The organism is Duganella aceris (assembly GCF_011090165.1).
Taxonomy (GTDB): Bacteria; Pseudomonadota; Gammaproteobacteria; order Burkholderiales; family Burkholderiaceae_D; genus Rugamonas; species Rugamonas aceris.
This window is the reverse complement of sequence record NZ_JAADJT010000007.1, coordinates 310,100-328,039: the sequence shown is the minus strand read 5'-3', so window position 1 is coordinate 328,039 and position 17,940 is coordinate 310,100. Positions and strand designations below refer to the sequence as shown.

7 protein-coding genes are annotated in these 17,940 nt (G+C 65.1%); 4 read left to right on the top strand and 3 right to left on the bottom strand.

Features of this window, described 5'->3' with window-relative positions:
* The first annotated feature begins 58 nt into the window (after positions 1-58).
* Positions 59-2,857 (top strand): TonB-dependent receptor, encoded by a 2,799-nt coding sequence (locus tag GW587_RS17280; RefSeq protein ID WP_166105497.1) that lies wholly within the window; start codon positions 59-61, stop codon positions 2,855-2,857.
* A gap of 405 nt (positions 2,858-3,262) precedes the next feature.
* On the top strand, positions 3,263-6,106 hold the full coding sequence (locus GW587_RS17275) for a TonB-dependent receptor domain-containing protein (protein ID WP_166105495.1): 2,844 nt from the start codon (positions 3,263-3,265) through the stop codon (positions 6,104-6,106).
* A gap of 62 nt (positions 6,107-6,168) precedes the next feature.
* Here the strand turns inward: GW587_RS17275 and GW587_RS17270 are convergent, their stop codons facing one another.
* Both GW587_RS17270 and aroG read right to left on the bottom strand, forming a co-directional pair.
* Positions 6,169-9,096, bottom strand: coding sequence for a TonB-dependent receptor plug domain-containing protein (locus tag GW587_RS17270; protein WP_166105493.1), 2,928 nt, complete (start codon positions 9,094-9,096; stop codon positions 6,169-6,171).
* A gap of 247 nt (positions 9,097-9,343) precedes the next feature.
* The gene (gene aroG / locus GW587_RS17265) at positions 9,344-10,423 is read right to left on the bottom strand and encodes a 3-deoxy-7-phosphoheptulonate synthase AroG (protein ID WP_166105491.1); all 1,080 of its coding nucleotides are present in this window, start codon (positions 10,421-10,423) and stop codon (positions 9,344-9,346) included.
* A gap of 394 nt (positions 10,424-10,817) precedes the next feature.
* Between aroG and GW587_RS17260 the strand changes: the two genes are divergently transcribed.
* Both GW587_RS17260 and GW587_RS17255 read left to right on the top strand, forming a co-directional pair.
* A complete protein-coding gene (locus tag GW587_RS17260) occupies positions 10,818-13,484 on the top strand; it encodes a TonB-dependent receptor (protein ID WP_166105489.1) in 2,667 nt (888 codons plus the stop codon).
* Between the two features lie 251 nt (positions 13,485-13,735).
* Positions 13,736-16,378, top strand: a complete 2,643-nt coding sequence (locus tag GW587_RS17255; RefSeq protein ID WP_166105487.1) for a TonB-dependent receptor — start codon at positions 13,736-13,738, stop codon at positions 16,376-16,378.
* 92 nt (positions 16,379-16,470) lie between these two features.
* Here the strand turns inward: GW587_RS17255 and tldD are convergent, their stop codons facing one another.
* On the bottom strand, positions 16,471-17,931 hold the full coding sequence (gene tldD / locus GW587_RS17250) for a metalloprotease TldD (protein WP_166105485.1): 1,461 nt from the start codon (positions 17,929-17,931) through the stop codon (positions 16,471-16,473).
* Positions 17,932-17,940 lie beyond the last annotated feature (9 nt).

Here is a 17,940-nt window from a genome sequence, read left to right as displayed (position 1 = left end):
GAAAGGACGGCGAGCGATCGCTGTCCTTTTTTCACTTTAAGAAGAGAGTAAGAGCAAGATGATCAAAGAAACAATCCTGTCCCGTTCGCTGCGCGCGATGTTTGCCGGCGGACTGGCCATGACCCTGGGCCAAGCCTTCGCCCAGGACGCCGCGGAACCGGCGATGCAACGCGTTGAAATCACCGGCTCCAGCATCAAGCGCATCGCCGCCGAGTCCTCGCTGCCGGTGCAATCGTTCAGCCAGAAAGACATCAAGAAGTCCGGCGTCACCACCGTGACCGACTTCATCCAGCAACTGCCGGCGATGCAGGGCTTCTCGGTCGCGGCCGACTCGGTCGGCGGCGGCGGCGGTGGCGTCACCACCGCCTCGATCCACGATATCGGCGCGTCCTACACGCTGGTGCTGCTGAACGGCCGCCGCATCGCGCCGGCCAACTCCGGCACCGTGATCGACCTGAATTCGATTCCCCTGTCGGCCATCGAGCGGGTTGAAGTGCTGACCGACGGCGCCTCGGCGCTGTACGGCGCCGACGCGATCGCCGGCGTCATCAACTTCATCCTGAAAAAGGGCGCGGCGCCGTGGGAAATCAACGCCAAGTATTCCGCCCCTGAGGAAAAAGGCGGCCGCTCCAATTCGGTCAGCCTGAGCAAGGGCTTCGGCGACTACGAGGAAGACGGCTACAGCGTGTTCGTCTCGCTCAGCCACGACGAGCAGAAACGCCTGAAGGCGTCGGACCGCGATTTCGCCAAGACCGGCATGATCAACTTCACCGATCCGAAGAACGGCAAGGCGCTGCAATTCCTTAACGGTTCGTCGCGCGCAATCCCGGCCAACGCCGCCGTCAAGTACAAGGACGCCAAGGGCGACGCGCAGACCGTCAACCTGAACCCGTACGCGCTGATCAACGGCAAGTGCGCGCCGGTCAACGTCGACGCCTTCGGCGACGGCCAGTGCTACTACGATTACACCTCGACCATCGAGATCAATCCGGAATCGAGCCGCGATTCGATCTTCAGCTCGGGCAGCCTGAAGCTGGGCAACAGCGGCTTCAAGGGCTTCTTCGACGCCGCCTACACCGAAGCCAAGATCACCGCCCGCATCGCGCCCTACCCGGCCGACTTCTCGCTGGCGGCCGGCTCGCCGCTGTACAACAAGTACGTTTCGCCCTACCTGACCCCGGAGCAGCGCGCCGGCGTCACCTCGGTGGCGGTCAAGTACCGCCTGTATGAAATGGGCAACCGTGGCTACGAATACGGCACCAAGGCCGCACACCTGGTCGGCGGCGTCGACGGCACCGCTTTCGGCTGGGACGTCAATTCGGCGCTGACCTGGTCGCGCAACAAGCAGGAACAGAAGTACCTGGGCGGCTTCCCGCTGGCCGACAAGTTCCAGACCCTGCTCGACAGCGGCGAGTTCGACCCGTTCGCCTACGCCCAGGGCGGGATGCCGCAAGCGATGCGCGACAAGCTCAACAGCACCGGCTTCAGCGGCCTGTACAACACCCAGACCGTGGTCATGAAGAGCGCCGACGCGCACGCCTCGCGTCCGGTGTTCCAGCTGGGCGGCGGCAGCGCCATCCTGGCGGTCGGCGCCGACTACCGCGTCACCAGCTTCAACACCGACCAGGAAAGCGTGGCCAAGAACGCGCTGATCCTGTTCGACAGCCCGGTGTTCGACAACAGCTACCAGCGCGCCAACGGCGGCGCCTTCGCCGAGCTGCTGATGCCGATCAGCAAAAAGCTGGAACTGACGGCCTCCGGCCGCTGGGACCACATCGGCGCGGTCAAGGACCAGCTGGCCGGCCACGACGTCGGCGACTCCGCCAGCGCGGGCACGTATAAAGTATCGGCCAAGTACTCGGCCGCCAGCAACCTGATGCTGCGCGCCGCCACCGGCTCCGGCTTCCGCGCCGCCAGCATGACCGAGATCGCCGGTCCGCTGGAAGAGTTCGGCGTCACCGGCGGCACCTACGGCTGCCCGCTGACCGCCGCCAACGGCCTGGCCAACCACCCACTGGCCAAGTTCTGCGAAAGCGGCCGTGGGCAGTTCGAAGTGTTCCAGGGCGGCAACCCGGACCTGAAGCCGGAGAAATCCAAGCAATGGTCGATCGGCGCCGTGTGGGAGCCGACCAGCAGCACCAGCGTCGCGCTGGACCTGTGGAACGTCGAGATCCGCGACCAGGTGACTTCGGTGTCCGAAGGCCTGATCTTCCAGAACCCGGCCAAGTACGCCAACCTGTTCACCACCAAGCACATCGGCTCGACCGGGCTGGACGTGCTGGCGATCAAGCTGCTGCCGATTAACATCGGCAAGGTGGAAAACCGTGGCATCGACTACGACTTCACGCAGAAGACCAAGCTGTTCGACGGCCGCCTGACCAACCGTCTGGCCGGCACCTACCTGCTGCGCTCGCGCTACACCACGCCGGGCACCGACGACCAGTGGGAGACCAGCCTGAACCGTTACGGTTCGAACGACAAGGTCAGCTTCCGCAACATCATCAAGGCCAGCAGCTCGTGGGAAAACGCGCAGTGGACCCATACGCTGATCGCCAACTACCGCAATGGCTACACCGACAAGCACCAGAACGCCGACGATTGCGCGGTGACCACGGCCGACGCGGCGCAGTCGTGCTACGACATCACGCTGGAAGTGCCGAGCTACACCACCTTCGACCTGCAGACGGCCTACCGTCCGCTGAAGAACGTGGAGATCACGGCCGGCGCGATCAATCTGTTCGACCGCAATCCGCCGTTCTCGCTGCGCAACACCGGTTCGCACCAGATCGGCTACAACCCGTCGTACTCCAGCGCGCTGGGCCGCACCTTCTATCTGAGCGGTTCTTACAAGTTCTGATAGCCCGGCGGTGACGTCGACCCGGACCCGCCCTTGGGCGCGTCCGGGTTTTTTTACGCCGGGCGCTTTGTCGCAAAAATGTAACGTTATGTTTCAGCATTGATGCAGTTTCACACAACATGCTTGCACCACCATGTTGCACTTTTTCAATACAAATCACTTAATTTTTGATAGTAAACCAATTTTTCCAACGGAAACACACCCACTCGCACCAAATTAGAGCGGATTTCGGGCGAATTTGGCGCAAGTTGTATAGATGTTTTAACGTTGACAGCGAAGAACGGCGAATGCTTTGATGCAGAAATGAAAAGAACTTTCATGCTTTTTTTGCGGTGCCGGTCCAGCCGCTGAAATCGACTACATAAAAATCACATCCAGCCGTGTTCAAATTTTGGGAGCTACATAATGATGGTTGAAACTGTATTGGCGCGATCGGTACGCCTGATCTGCGCCAGTGGACTGGTCCTGGGCATGCATGCCGCCGTGGCGCAAACCACCGACGCGCCGGTCCAGCGCGTGGAGATCACCGGTTCGAGCATCAAGCGCATCACCGCCGAAGGCGCGCTGCCGGTGCAGACGCTGTCGAAGGCGCAGATCGAACAGACCGGCGCCTCCAACGTCGCCGACCTGATCGCCACGCTGCCGTCGATGCAAGGTTTCACCACCTCGTCGATGTCGGTCAACGGCGGCGGCGGCGGTCTGCAGACCGCGTCGATCCACGGCATCGGCGAAGGCTACACGCTGGTGCTGCTGAACGGCCGCCGTCTGGCGCCCGCCAATTCCGGCGCCACCGTCAACCTGGCCAGCATCCCGCTGGCGGCGGTCGAGCGCGTCGAGATCCTGACCGACGGCGCCAACACGCTGTACGGCTCCGACGCCATCGCCGGCGTGGTCAACTTCATCCTCAAGAAAAACCAGACCGACGCCATCATCGAAGCGTCCTACCAGCAGCCGAAACGCAGCGCCGGCCAGACCTCGACCGCCACCATTTCCAAGGGCTGGGGCGACCTCGACAAGGACGGCTACAACATCCTGGTGTCGGGCTCGCACGACGAGACCACCGCCTCGTGGGCGCGCGACTTCGACTTTTCCAAGAGCGGCGTGATTCCGTTCACCTCGGACGGCAAGAAATACAGCTTGTACCAGCTGAGCTCGAACTCGATCCCGGGCACCGCCACCGTGCGCTACACCAACGCCGCCGGCACCGCCAGCAGCGCCGCGTTCAGCCCCAACCTGTTCGCCACCGGCGCCTGCAACGGCGCCAACCTGTTCAAGGTCGGCAACCGCTGCCTGTACGACTACGCCGCGACGGTGCAGAACACCCCGTCGCTGAAACGCGACAGCGTGTTCGCCTCGCTGAACTACAAGATCAACGAAAGCACCAACTTCTTCGCCGAAGCGCTGGGTTCGTCGTTCAGCAACACCGCGCAATACGCCGCGCCGGCGCAACCGCTGGGCGTGCCGCTGACCAGCGCGCTGTACGCCAAATCGATCGCGCCCTACCTGGCCCGCCTCGGCATCACCAATCCGGCCTCCGTCACCGGCGTGACCATGAACCTGCGTCTGGTGGACGCCGGCGGCCGCGCCGACGAATACAAGACCGAAGCGCGCCACCTCGCCTTCGGCGTCGACGGCAGCTACAAGAACTTCGACTACCACGCCGCGTTCACCCACTCGGACAACAAACAGACCGACACCGCCGCCGGCGGCTACATGAGCCTGGACGCCTTCGACGCCCTGGTCACCTCCGGCAAGTTCGATCCGTTCGCGCCGCCAAGCGACGCCGCCAAAGCGGTGCTGGCCCCGGCCGTGCTGCACAACCAGTTCAACGAAACCAAGTCCACCATCAACATGCTGCAGGCCAGCGCGGTGACCGAGGTGTTCAAGCTGCCGGCCGGCCCGGCGCAACTGGCGCTGGGCGCCGACTTGACCGAGCAGAAATACTCGGAAGCGCCGGACGCGTTCTCGCAAGGCACCAACAAGCAACAGCCGAACTTCACCGACGCCATCGTCGGCGGCAGCGCCGGCGCCTTGCCGATCGACGCCAGCCGCAAGAGCTGGGGCGCCTACGGCGAGTTGCTGGTGCCGGTCCTGAAGAACATGGACCTGACCGCGTCGACCCGCTACGATGATTTCCAGGCCGTCAAGAACGACAAGAACTTCGACTCCGCCGGCAACCTGATCGCACCGGGCAAGCAGGGCGAATCGGCCAGCAAGGCCACCTACAAGCTGGCGCTGCGCTGGAATCCGGTGGAATCGCTGCTGATCCGCGGTTCCTACGGCACCGGCTTCAAGGCGCCGACCATGGCCAACATCGTCAAGCCGCTGGTCAACAACGGTTCGTCGGCGTTCCACGCCTGCCCGATCAAGGTCACCAGCGACCCACGCTATCCATTGTGCGTGAGCGGCTCGTCGGAATACGGCCTGCTGACCGGCGGCAACGCTTCGACCGGCGAAGGCTCGCTGCGTCCGGAAGAATCGAAGCAAGCCACGCTGGGCTTCCGCTTCGAACCGACCGCCAGCCTGTCGTTCGGTTTCGACGTGTGGGATGTCAAGCTGACCAACCAGATCCAGACCCTGTCGGAAGACCTGGTGTTCAACAATCCAGCGCTGTACGACAGCCTGATCCGCGTCTACTTCGATCCGATCCAGAAGCAGAACGTGCTGGTCGCCGCGCTGACCCCGTTCAACCTGGCCAGCTCGCACTTCCAGGGCATCGACTGGGATCATACCTACAAGACCTCGACCGCCTTCGGCAAGGTCGCGGTGCAGTGGACCGGTACCTACCTGAGCAAGTCGGAACAGGAAACGCCGGAAAGCGGCGTCGAGAAAAACATCGGCCGCTTCAACTCCTACTCGGACGTGAACTTCCGCTGGATCTCGAAGCTGACCGCGTCGCTGCGCACCAGCATGTTCATGCACTCGCTGACCGCCAACTACCGTTCCGGCTATCTGGACCAGGTGTACACCGAGGACGACTCGGTGGTGCGTGAAGTGCTGGCCGACGGTTCGCTGGGCGACTACGTGCCGTTCTCGCGCAAGGTCAGCTCGTACACCACGTTCGATTGGCAGACCCGCGCCCAGCTGAGCAAGCAGTTCACGCTGACCGCCGGCATCAAGAACCTGTTCGACCGCGATCCGCCGTTCACCGTCCGCAACGTCGGCGGCGGCAACCAGGCCGGTTACGATGGCCGCTACACCGACCCGCTGGGCCGCCAGTTCTACCTGACCGCCAACTACAAGTTCTGATCAGTCGGCACGCATGAAAAGGGGCCTCCTCGGAGGCCCCTTTTTTTCGTCCGGCGTTACGCTCAGAACTTGAGGTTGCCGGTGATGTAGAAGGAGCGGCCGGCCGGATCGGCGTAGCGGCCGTCGTAGCCGATCTGGTTGCCGCCGCCGGCGTTCTGCAGCGTGAACGGCGGGTCGCGGTCGAACAGGTTCTTGATGCCGGCGGTCAGCACCACCCGGCCGAAGTCATACTTGCCCTGCCAGTCGAAGGTGGTGTACGACGGCGTCCACAGGCCGTCGAAGGCCACCGTGTCGCCCCGGCTGCCGTCCGGGTTGACGGCGAACACCGCCGTGTCGATCGGGTATTTCTGGTCGTGGTAGCCGGACTTGTAATGCACCGTCAGCGCGTTGCTCAGCTTGCCGTTGGTCAGGCTCAGCGTCAGGTTGCTCTGCACCCGGAACACCACCGCGTTGTCCGGACCGAACTGGCCGAGGTCGCTGTTGACCTCGCCGCCGGCCTGCAGCGTGTAGTTCTGCTTGAGCATGTAGGTGCCGTTCCACGAGCCGCGCACATCGCCGAAGCCGGTGCGCTTGCGGTAGCTGAAGTCCCAGTCGACGCCACGGTAGTTGGCGACCCCGCCGTTGATCGGCGCCAGCAGGTAGGCGATGGTGGTGTAGCCGGCCGGATCCGGATACGGATTGACGAACAGGTTGCGGTACTGCTGCGCGTTGGCGAAACCGACCTGCTCCGGCACGCCGGCCGACAGCACCTGGTTGCGGATCTGCACGTTCCACAGGTCGAGGCCCAGCGACAGCCCGGTCAGCGGCTCGACGCGGCCGCCGAAGGTCCATTGTTTGGACTTCTCGGGTTGCAGGCCGGCGTCGCCGCTCTGGCCGTTGGGGCCGGTCAGCAGGTCATACTGCGCCTGGCCCACCTGGCAGCCGGGGGAACCCGGGAACGGGCAGGCGTAGCTGCCGGCGGTACTGCCGAAGAAGGTGTTGGAGCCGGCGATGTCGTTCAGGTTCGGCGCCTTGAAGCCGCGCCCATAGGCGCCGCGCACCAGCACCGTGTCGATCGGGGTCCAGCGCGCGCTGACCTTGTAGGTGCCGGCGTTGGAGCTGTTGCCCAGTTCGCCGCCGGCCAGGCGCGGGATCAGCCCGCTGGCGTCCGGCTGGGTGGCGAACACGTAGTTGCTCTTGACGTTGTCGTATTTGTCGTAGCGGCCGGAGACGGTGGCTTCGAAGGTTTTATGGATCGGGAACAGCAGCTCGGTGAACACGCCCCAGTTGTCGCGCTTGGCGTCGAACGGCACCTGGCCGTAGTTGCCGCCGACCGGATAGTTGGGCGACGCCGGCTGGGTCGCATAGCCGGAGTTGGCCAGGATCAGCGGGTTGTAGTCGATCTCGTAGCGGGTCTTCGAATAGTCGCCGCCCAGCGAGATGATCGAGGTGCCGCCCGGCAGCACGAACAGGTCGTGCTGGGCGCCGACGTGGATGGTGTTGAGCTTGGAGGTGGTCTTGGAGAAGGTGGTGCCGTTGAGCAGTGTCGGCACCAGCAGCTCGGCGCCGACACCGGTGACCGGATCGTACTGCCCGGCCGAGACCAGCGCCTCCAGCTTCTCGAAGTCGGCGTAGCCACCGGCGGCCTTGTCCTTGATCTCGGTTTCCGACAGGATCAGGCTGGCGTTGTAGCCCCAGCCGAAGGCGTTGCCGTCGATGCCGGTGGCGAAGTGGCGCGCGTCGGTCTTGTACTCGTCGGCGCGGCCGCCGATCAGCACCGAACGGTAGCCCAGCGTGGCGTCGCCGGTCGGGTTCTCCAGGCCGTTCGCGGCCAGGTAGGGCGTGACGTAGCGCGCATACAGCGCCGGGAAGCGGGTGGTGGCGTTGACGCCCATCGGCTGCGCCGACGGCGCGTACTGCGCGGTCATCGAATAGCTCGACAGCACCAGCTCGGCCCAGGCGGTGGTGCTGTCGTTGAGCTTCAGGCTGCCCTTCAGCAGGCCGCTGTCGCGGTGGCTGCCGGGGACGTTCTCCACCGTCGCCGCGTAGTTGAAGCGGCACTGCGTGCCCAGCGGCCCGGCCAGCGGACCGCCGCAATTGCCGTTGGCGGCCAGGTAGGGATTGATGGCGTAGCCGGCGGTGTCGGCGGTCGAGCCGATCGGGCGCGCGTTGAAGGTGATGTTGGCCGGCTCGGTGTTGCCGGTGCGCTGGTCGAAGTAGTACTGTTTGCCGCCGCTGCTGAACCTGAAGAACGCGCCCGGCGCCGAGAAGTCGCGCTGCAGCGCGGTCAGGCGCTGCTGCTCGTCGTGGCTGTACGAGGCCAGCACGTTCCAGCCGTCGGTCTCGAGGTCGCCCCAGCCCTTGGTGACGCCGGCGCTGCTCCACTCGCCGCCGTTCTTCTTCGGCTGGCCGTAGGTGGCGTAGGCTTCGCCGGTGGTCAGGTTCTTTTTCAGGATGAAGTTGACCACGCCGGCGATCGCGTCCGAGCCGTACAGCGCCGAGGCGCCGTCGCCGAGGATCTCGATCCGCTCCACCGCCTCCAGCGGAATGCTGGAGATGTTGACCGCGTAGCCGCCGCCCTGCCCCGAGCCGATCGCGCTCGGCGCCACGCGCTGGCCGTCGAGCAGCACCAGCGTGTATTTCGACGGCAGCGAGTGCAAGGCCGCCGTGGTGACGCCGGCGCCGCCGCCGTTGACCGAGCTTGACGATGGCACGAAGCCCTGCATCGACGGCAGCATCTGGATCAGTTCGGTGGCCGAGGTGGCGCCGGTCTGTTTGATCTCGGCCTGGGTCAGCACCTGCACCGGCAGCGCGCCCTCCTTGGCGATGCGCTTGATCGACGAGCCGGTGATCTCGACCCGCGCCACCGGCTGCGCCTCGGCCGGCGTGGCCGGCGCGGCCTGTTCCGCCTGCACGGTCGCGTCCTGCGCCAGCGCCGGCAGCGCCGCGAGGCCGAGGCCGCCGGCGAACAGCAGACGCAGCGAACGGGACAACATTTTTTCTTGAATCATCTCAAACCTCCATTTTTTAAATGCACCGGTCCAACGTCCGTTGCCGGGCCGGCAGCGGAGCGGGGTTCTTGCGTGAAGTGGTGATTTCTCTGAGGAAGGTGTTCAACGACACCGGCCATGTTTTATATAAAAACATGTGCAGGAATTAACTGTCAATCGAAGCGCGCGCTATTTTGGCGCGCTTACAACAGCCTTGCTAGTCGGATGCAAAAAGAAACGGCCCCAATCAGCCATTGGGGCCGTTTGATTACTTGCAGGCAGCTTCGGCCGCCTGCGTCGACAGGCGGCGCTGGCGCACGGCGGCCGCCAGGCCATGCAACACCTGCACGCTGCTGTCCCAATCGATGCAGCCGTCGGTGACGGATTGCCCGTAGGTCAGTTCCTTGCCCGGCACCAAATCCTGGCGCCCGGCGACCAGGTGCGACTCCACCATGACGCCGACGATGCGGTTGTCGCCGCCCGCCACCTGGGTCGCGATGTCGGCGCACACCGGCACCTGGTTCTCCGGTTTCTTCGAGCTGTTGGCGTGCGAGGCGTCGATCATCAGGCGCGCCGCCAGGCCTTGCGCGGCGATGGCCTTGCAGGCTTCCTCGACGCTGGCGGCGTCGTAGTTCGGCGCCTTGCCGCCGCGCAGGATGATGTGGCAATCCTCGTTGCCGTTGGTCGAGACGATGGCCGAGTGGCCGCCCTTGGTGACCGACAGGAAATGGTGCGGCTGCGACGCGGCCTTGATCGCTTCCACCGCGATCTTGACGTTGCCGTCGGTGCCGTTCTTGAAGCCGACCGGGCACGACAGGCCGGACGCCAGCTCGCGGTGCACCTGCGATTCGGTGGTGCGGGCGCCGATCGCGCCCCAGCTGATCAGGTCGGCGATGTATTGCGGGCTGATGACGTCGAGGAATTCGGTGCCGGCCGGCAGGCCCAGCTCGTTGATGTCGCGCAGCAGCTCGCGCGCCATGCGCAGGCCGTCGTTGATGCGGAAGCTGTTGTCCATGTACGGGTCGTTGATCATGCCTTTCCAGCCGACCGTGGTGCGCGGTTTCTCGAAGTAGACCCGCATCACGATCTCGAGGTCGCCGGCCAGCTCGCGGCGCAGCTGGATCAGGCGGTTGGCGTATTCCATCGCCGCCTTCGGATCGTGGATCGAGCACGGGCCGATCACCACCATCAAGCGGTCGTCCTGGCCGTGCAGGATGCGGTGCAGCGCGATGCGGGCGTTGGCCGCCGTCTGCTCGGCCGCCTCGGTGCAGGCGAACTCGCGGATCAGGTGGGACGGCGGGGTCAATTCCTTCATCTCGCGGATGCGCAAATCATCGGTACGGGGCATGCTGTTCTCCAAAATGATGGGGTAAAAAAAAACCGCCTCGGGGGAGGCGGTTTTTCAGGAATTTGCTGGAACTCGTCTTTGCTTCTACGTGCACCGGCCGCTACTCCACCGCCTTTGGGTTGGAATCGCTAAAGTAAAAATAGCCGGTAAAGAAGAAGTGGGTCATGGAAGTTCCGTAAGTGTCGAACGACTATAACAACAACCCGCGCCGCTTGGCAAGTCATTTATCGCTGCGCCGGGGAAATAGCCGCGCCGCAAGCTGTGGCGCGACCGCCACATAACGAGCGAGCCCGGCCACGCTATTTTCAAGGTCAAGCGCGCACACGTGACGAATATCATATTTGCTGCGGATGATCCCCGCAAGACTGCAACCTTGCACACCTTACCGGAGATCATGATGAGCGAACGACCCTTATCGCAACTGATACGCTGGCTGGCCCTCGGCGGCGCGCTGGCGGCGGCGCACGCCGGCGCGCAGGACAACCCGCCGCCGGACGCGCCGGCGGAGACGCTGCAGCGGGTGGAAATCACCGGCTCGTCGATCCGCCGCCTGGCCAGCGAAACCTCGTTGCCGATCACCTCGGTGCGCGCCGAGGACTTCGCGCGCCAGGGCCTGACCACGGCGCAGCAGGTGCTCAACACGATACCGATGAACCAGACCTCGGTGTCGAGCAGCCAGTCGGTCGGGCTCGGCACCGGCGGCCAGTCGCAGGCCGATTTGCGCGGCCTCGGCGGGCAACGCACGCTGGTGCTGCTCAACGGCCGCCGCATCGCCTCGCATCCGTTCAACGGCGACAGCGTCGACCTGAACGTGATTCCGCTGTCGGCGCTGGACCGGGTCGAGATCCTGCGCGACGGCGCTTCGGCGGTGTACGGCAGCGACGCCATCGGCGGCGTGGTCAACTTCATCACCAAGCGCCAGGTCAAGGGCGGCGCGGTGACGGTCGAAGCCTACCAGCCCGAAGAGAGCGGCGGCGGCGCCGAGCGGCGCGTCAATCTCAGCGGCGGCTTCGGCGACCTGGCCACCGACGGCTTCAACCTGTTCGGCGTGGCCGACGTGCACAGGCAACAGGCGCTGGCGGCCACCGCGCGGCCGTTCTCGGCCAGCGGCGTGATCCCCAGCCGCGGCGTCAGCCAGACCAGCGGCACGCCCTTCCCCGCCAACTTCTTTTCCGACGAAGGCATCAGCGGCAACCCCTCGTTCGCCACCGGCTGCCTGCCGCCGGCCTCGATCCCCAACACCACCGGCTCGCCGACCTGCCGCTACGACTACACGCGCGAGGTCGACGACATTCCGTACGCCAAGCAGGAATCGTACATGGGCCGGCTGACCTTCCAGCTCACCCCCGACCACACGCTGGCGGTCGAGGCGCTGCACGCGCGCAGCACCAACGAAGCGCGGGTGGCGCCGCCGCCGCTGGCCGGCATCGGCCTGATCATGCACTCCACCAGTCCCTACTATCCGGGCGGCAGCGCCGGCGTGCCGGCGGTGGACGGCCTGACCGGCGAAGACCTCGACGTCAGCTGGCGGCCGCTGGTGACCGGGCGCCGCGTCGACTACGCGACCAGCACCTCGGACCGGCTGGTGCTCAGCGCCGAGGGCGTGCTGTACGGCTGGGACTATAGCGCCGGCCTGAACCATTCGATCAGCCAGGCCACCGGCGCCTTCAGCGGCGGCTACGTGATCGACCAGCGCATGATCGACGGCGTCGGCAGCGGCCTGCTCAATCCCTTCGGCGAGCAAAGCCCGGCCGGCCTGGCCTACCTGCAGAACTCGCTGCTGATCGGCGAGTACCTGCGCGCGCGCATGCGCGCCACCTCGCTCGACCTGCGCGCCAGCCGCAGCGACATCTATACGCTGCCGGCCGGCGGCGTCGGCTTCGCGCTGGGCGCCGAGGCGCGCAAGGAAAAGGCGATCTACACCGTCAACCGCGAGCTGGCGTCGCAAGCCTCCAGCTCCGGCTACGCCGACGCCCAGGACCAGACCGGGCAACGCAAGATCTACGCGATCTTCAGCGAGATCAACGTGCCGGTCATCAAGGGCCTGGAGCTGAACGCGGCCGGCCGCTACGACCATTACGACGACGTCGGCCACAGCTTCACGCCGAAGATCAGCGTGCGCTACCAGCCGGTGACGCCGCTGCTGTTGCGCGCCTCGTGGAACCGCGGCTTCCGCGCGCCGACCCTGTTCGACCTGCGCGGGCCGCAGACGGTGACCAATTCGTCCGACCCGTGGAACGATCCGGTGCTGTGTCCCGGCGGCGTGCCGGTGCCCGGCGCCAACCCCAACCTGACCTGCGACCAGCAGCAGAACGTGCGCCAGGGCGGCAACCCGGACGTGCGGCCGGAGCGCTCCAAGACCTACAGCGCCGGCGTGGTGTTCGAGCCGCTCAAGGAGGTGACGCTGTCGCTCGACTACTGGAACATCGAGCTGAAGAACCAGATCAATTCGCTGGCGGAACAGTCGGTGTTCAACAACTATCCGAAGTACCAGTCGCTGTTCCAGTACAACGCCGCCGGCACCCGGCTCGACTATGTCTCGCTGATCACCAACAACCTCGGCGAGGTCAAGACCGCCGGCATCGACGCCAGCGTGCTGTGGCGGCTGCCGCGCCAGCGCTGGGGCGGGCTCAGCCTGCAGTTCGACGGCACCTGGGTGCGCAAGTACGATTACCAGAACGAGCCGGGCGGCGAGTTCATCGAGAACGTCGGCCGCTACGCCGACGCCACGCCGGTGTTCCGCTGGCGCCACAACGCCACCGTCAACTGGAACCTGGGGCCGTGGGGCGCGTCGCTGACCAACCGCTACATGTCCGGCTACACCGACCAGAACGGCGTCGATCCCGAGTTCACCAACAAGGTCAAGGAATACTCGACCTGGTCGCTGTCGGGCAACTACACCGGCATCAAGAACGTCGACTTCACGCTCGGCGTGCGCAACCTGTTCGACGAGGATCCGCCGTTCTCCAACCAGAGCACCACCTTCCAGCAGGGTTACGATCCGCGCTACACCGATCCGCTGGGCCGCACCTATTACGCGCGGCTGACGTACAAGTTTTGACAACGGCAAAAATTTACACCACGCGGCACGGCGTTAAGTTCTTAGCGCATGTGACCGGATGTAAGCGCGCCTTGCCGCGGCAAGGCGCGTTGCACATCAATATGCCGCAAAACCGCCTTTACAGCTGTGAGCGTTTGCTTACTGTGGCATATCCGCACAGTTAGCGAAGCGTCATTGTTCCGCCCTCCCGCCGATGTTCTGATGGCCTGCCTTCACAACGCACCCATCCCAACACAGCAGGAGTTACAACAATGATGATTGAAAGAGCGCTATCCCGTTCCTTGCGCGTGATGTTCGCCGGCGGACTCGTCGTCGGCATGCACGCCGCCATCGCCCAGTCCAGCGACGACGCGCCTATCCAGCGGGTTGAAGTGACCGGTTCCAGCATCAAACGTCTGGCGTCGGAAACGGCATTGCCGATCACCACCATCAAGGCCTCGGATTTCGAAAAGCAAGGCCTGACCACCGCCGCCGAGGTGATGAACACCATCTCGATGAACCAAAGCTCGACCGGCAGCAGCCAGTCGGTCGGCTCCGGCACCGGCGGCATCGCCACCGCCGACCTGCGCGGTCTCGGCAGCAACAAGACGCTGGTGCTGTTGAACGGCCGCCGCATCGCCAGCCATCCGTTCAACGGCTCCAGCGTCGACCTGAACGTGATTCCGCTGTCGGCGCTGGAACGGGTCGAAGTGCTGCGCGACGGCGCCTCGGCGATCTACGGCACCGACGCCATCGGCGGCGTGATCAACTTCATCACCAAGCGCTCGGTGACCGGCGGCACGGTCAGCGTCGAACGCTTCCAGCCGCAGGCCAGCGGCGCCGGCGCCGAATCGCGGCTCAACCTGTCCGGCGGCATCGGCGACCTCGACAAGGACGGCTACAACCTGTTCGGCGTGATCGACCTGCACAAGCAGACCGCGCTGGCCGCAGCCGACCGCGACTTCGCCAGCACCAGCGTGCGGCCGGACCGGGGCATCAACAACAGCAGCGGCACCTCGCAGCCGGGCAACTTCTACTCGGACAACGGCATCACCGGCAATCCGTACTACGCCGGCGGCTGCGTCGGCAAAGGACTGGTGGCCAACGCCGCCAACGGCACCTGCCGCACCGACACCGTGGCCTACATCCAGGCGATCCCGAAGACGCAGCAGGAATCCTTCCTCGGCAAGGCCACGTTCAAGCTCAGCGAAGACAATATCGCGACGATTGAATACCTGCACAGCCGCAGCACCAACACCAGCAGCATCGCGCCGTCGCCGCTGACCGGGTTGACGATGACATCGGCCAGTCCCTACTATCCGGGCGGCAGCGGCGGCGTGCCGGCGGTGGCCGGCCTGAGCGGCGAAGACCTGAGCATCAACTGGCGCACCGTCGCCGCCGGCAACCGCATGGGCTACGACACCTCGATCTCCGACCGGCTGGTGCTGGCGTCGGAAGGCCTGGTGGCGGGCTGGGACTACAACGTCGGCCTGACCTGGGGCGTGAGCAAGGCCGCCAGCGCCTTCATCGGCGGCTACACCAACGACTCGCTGATGCAGGCGGGCGTGCTGAGCGGCGTGCTGAATCCCTTCGGCGCGCAATCGGCCGAAGGCACGGCCTATATCGACGCGGCGCAGCTGCGCGGCGAATACCTGGCGGCCAAGATGACCAGCCTCGGCGTCGACGCCAAGGTCAGCCGCGAGATCTATCAACTGCCGGCCGGCGGCGTCGGCTTCGCCATCGGCAGCGAGTTCCGCCACGACAAGGCGAGCTACGACGTCAACACCGCACTGGCCTCGCAGGCGTCGAGCTCGGGCTACGCCGATGCGCAGGACCAGGCCGGCCAGCGCAACATCGCCGCGCTGTATTCGGAGCTGAGCGTGCCGCTGGCCAAGGAGCTGGAACTGTCGGCGGCCGCGCGCTACGACCACTACAACGACGTCGGCGGCAGCTTCAACCCGAAACTCGGGCTGCGCTGGCAACCGACCAGACAGCTGATGCTGCGCACCTCGTACAACACCGGCTTCCGCGCGCCGACGCTGTACGATTTGCACGGCCCGGCGACGTCGACCTTCACCAGTAATTCGTACGACGATCCGACGCTGTGTCCGGGCGGCGTGGCGGTGGGCGGCGCCAATCCGAACATCGCCTGCAACCAGCAGCAATACATCCGCAGCGGCGGCAACGTCAACCTGAACCCGGAGAAGTCCAAGACCTTCGCGCTGGGGCTGGTGTTCGAACCGACGAACGCGTTCAGCGTCTCGCTGGACTACTTCAACATCAAGATCCGCGACAAGATCGGCACCGTGTCGGAATCGACGATCTTCGAGAACTACGAAAAATACGCCAGCTACTTCGTCTACTCGGCGGACGGCAAGACGCTGCAATATGTGAACGCGGTGCTGGACAATCTGGGCGAGGTGAAGACCTCGGGCATCGACACCAGCCTGCGCTGGAAACTGCCGCGCACGGCGGCGGGCGACTTCACGTTGCAGTTCGACGGCACCTGGGTGCACAGCTACAAGTACCAGAACGAGACGGGGGGAGAGTTTGTCGAGAACGTCGGTGTGTATGGCGACTCGTCGCCGGTGTTCCGCTGGAAGCACAATGCCGCGATCAACTGGAAGCGGGGGCCGTGGAGCGCCAGCTTCGCCAACAAGTACCTGAGCGGCTACGAGGATGAGAACGACGTCGACGACGCCTACAAGCACCATGTGCGGGCGTATTCGACGTACTCATTGTCGAGCACCTATGCGGGGATCAAGAACACCGACATCACGGTCGGCATCAAGAACCTGTTCGACACCGCGCCGCCGTACACCAACCAGGGCACGACGTTCCAGAGCGGCTACGATCCACGCTACACGGATCCGCTGGGCCGCACCTTCTACGTCAAGGCGTCGTACAAGTTCTAACCCCAGTCCGAAGGGGTCAGACCCCGCATGGGGTCTGACCCCGGCATGCGGGGTGCGGGGTAAAAATGGAGCCGGGGCACGCAGACTCGTTGCTACGCCGTGCCGCCAACCGTTACCCCGTCGATCCGCAGTGTCGGTTGGCCCACGCCGACCGGCACGCTCTGGCCTTCCTTGCCGCACACGCCGATGCCGGGGTCGAGCCGCATGTCGTTGCCGATCATCGAGACCCGGTTCAGCACCTCGGGACCGTTGCCGATCAGCGTCGCGCCCTTGACCGGATAGGTGACCTTGCCATCCTCGATCATGTACGCCTCGCTGGCCGAGAACACGAACTTGCCGTTGGTAATGTCGACCTGGCCGCCGCCGAAATTGACCGCGTACAAGCCGTTCTTCACCGACGCCAAAATCTCCGCCGGATCCTTGTCGCCGCCCAGCATGTAGGTGTTGGTCATGCGCGGCATCGGCAAATGCGCGAACGATTCGCGCCGCGCGTTGCCGGTCACCGGCATCTTCATCAGCCGCGCGTTCATCGTGTCCTGGATGTAGCCCTTCAGGATGCCGTCCTCGATCAGCGTGGTGCACTGGGTCGGATTGCCTTCGTCGTCGATGTTGAGCGAGCCACGGCGGTCGGCCAGCGTGCCGTCGTCCACCACCGTCACGCCCTTGGCCGCGACCCGCTCGCCGATCATGCCGGAGAAGGTCGACGAGCCCTTGCGGTTGAAGTCGCCCTCCAGGCCGTGGCCGATCGCTTCGTGCAGCAGGATGCCCGGCCAGCCCGGCCCCAGCACCACCGTCATCGGCCCCGCCGGCGCCGGACGCGCATCCAGGTTGACCACCGCCGACGCCACCGCTTCGCTCGCATACTCCTCCAGCAACGCGTCGCTGAAGTAGCCATAGTCGTAACGCCCGCCGCCGCCGGACGAGCCGACCTCGCGCCGGCCGTTCTGCTCGACGATCACCGTCAGCGACACCCGCACCAGCGGCCGGATGTCGGCCGCCAGCACGCCGTCGCTGCGCACCACCAGCACCACGTCGTATTCGCCGGCCAGGCTGGCCATCACCTGCACCACACGCGGGTCCTTGGCGCGCGCCATCTTTTCAATGCGCTCCAGCAGCTGCACCTTGGCGGTCGCGTCCAGCGAGGCCAGCGGGTCGTTCGGCAGGTACAGCGAGCGGCCGCCGGTCGGCGTCATCGCGCCCGCCACCTTGATCTTGCCGGCGCCGGCGCGGGCGATGGTGCGGGTGGCGCCGGCGGCGTCCATCAGCGCCGCTTCGGAGATCTCGTCCGAGTAGGCGAAGGCGGTCTTGTCGCCGGAGATGGCGCGCACGCCGACGCCCTGGTCGATCGAGAAACTGCCGGTCTTGACGATGCCTTCTTCCAGGCTCCAGCCTTCGTTCTTGGTGAACTGGAAATACAGGTCGGCGTAGTCGACCTTGTGGGTGAACATCGCGCCCAGGGTCTTCAGCAACTTGCCTTCGTCCAGCCCGAACGGCGTCAGCAGGATGTCGCGCGCGACCGCCAGGGTGGACAGGTTGGGTTCGAATGGCTTCATGATGATGTC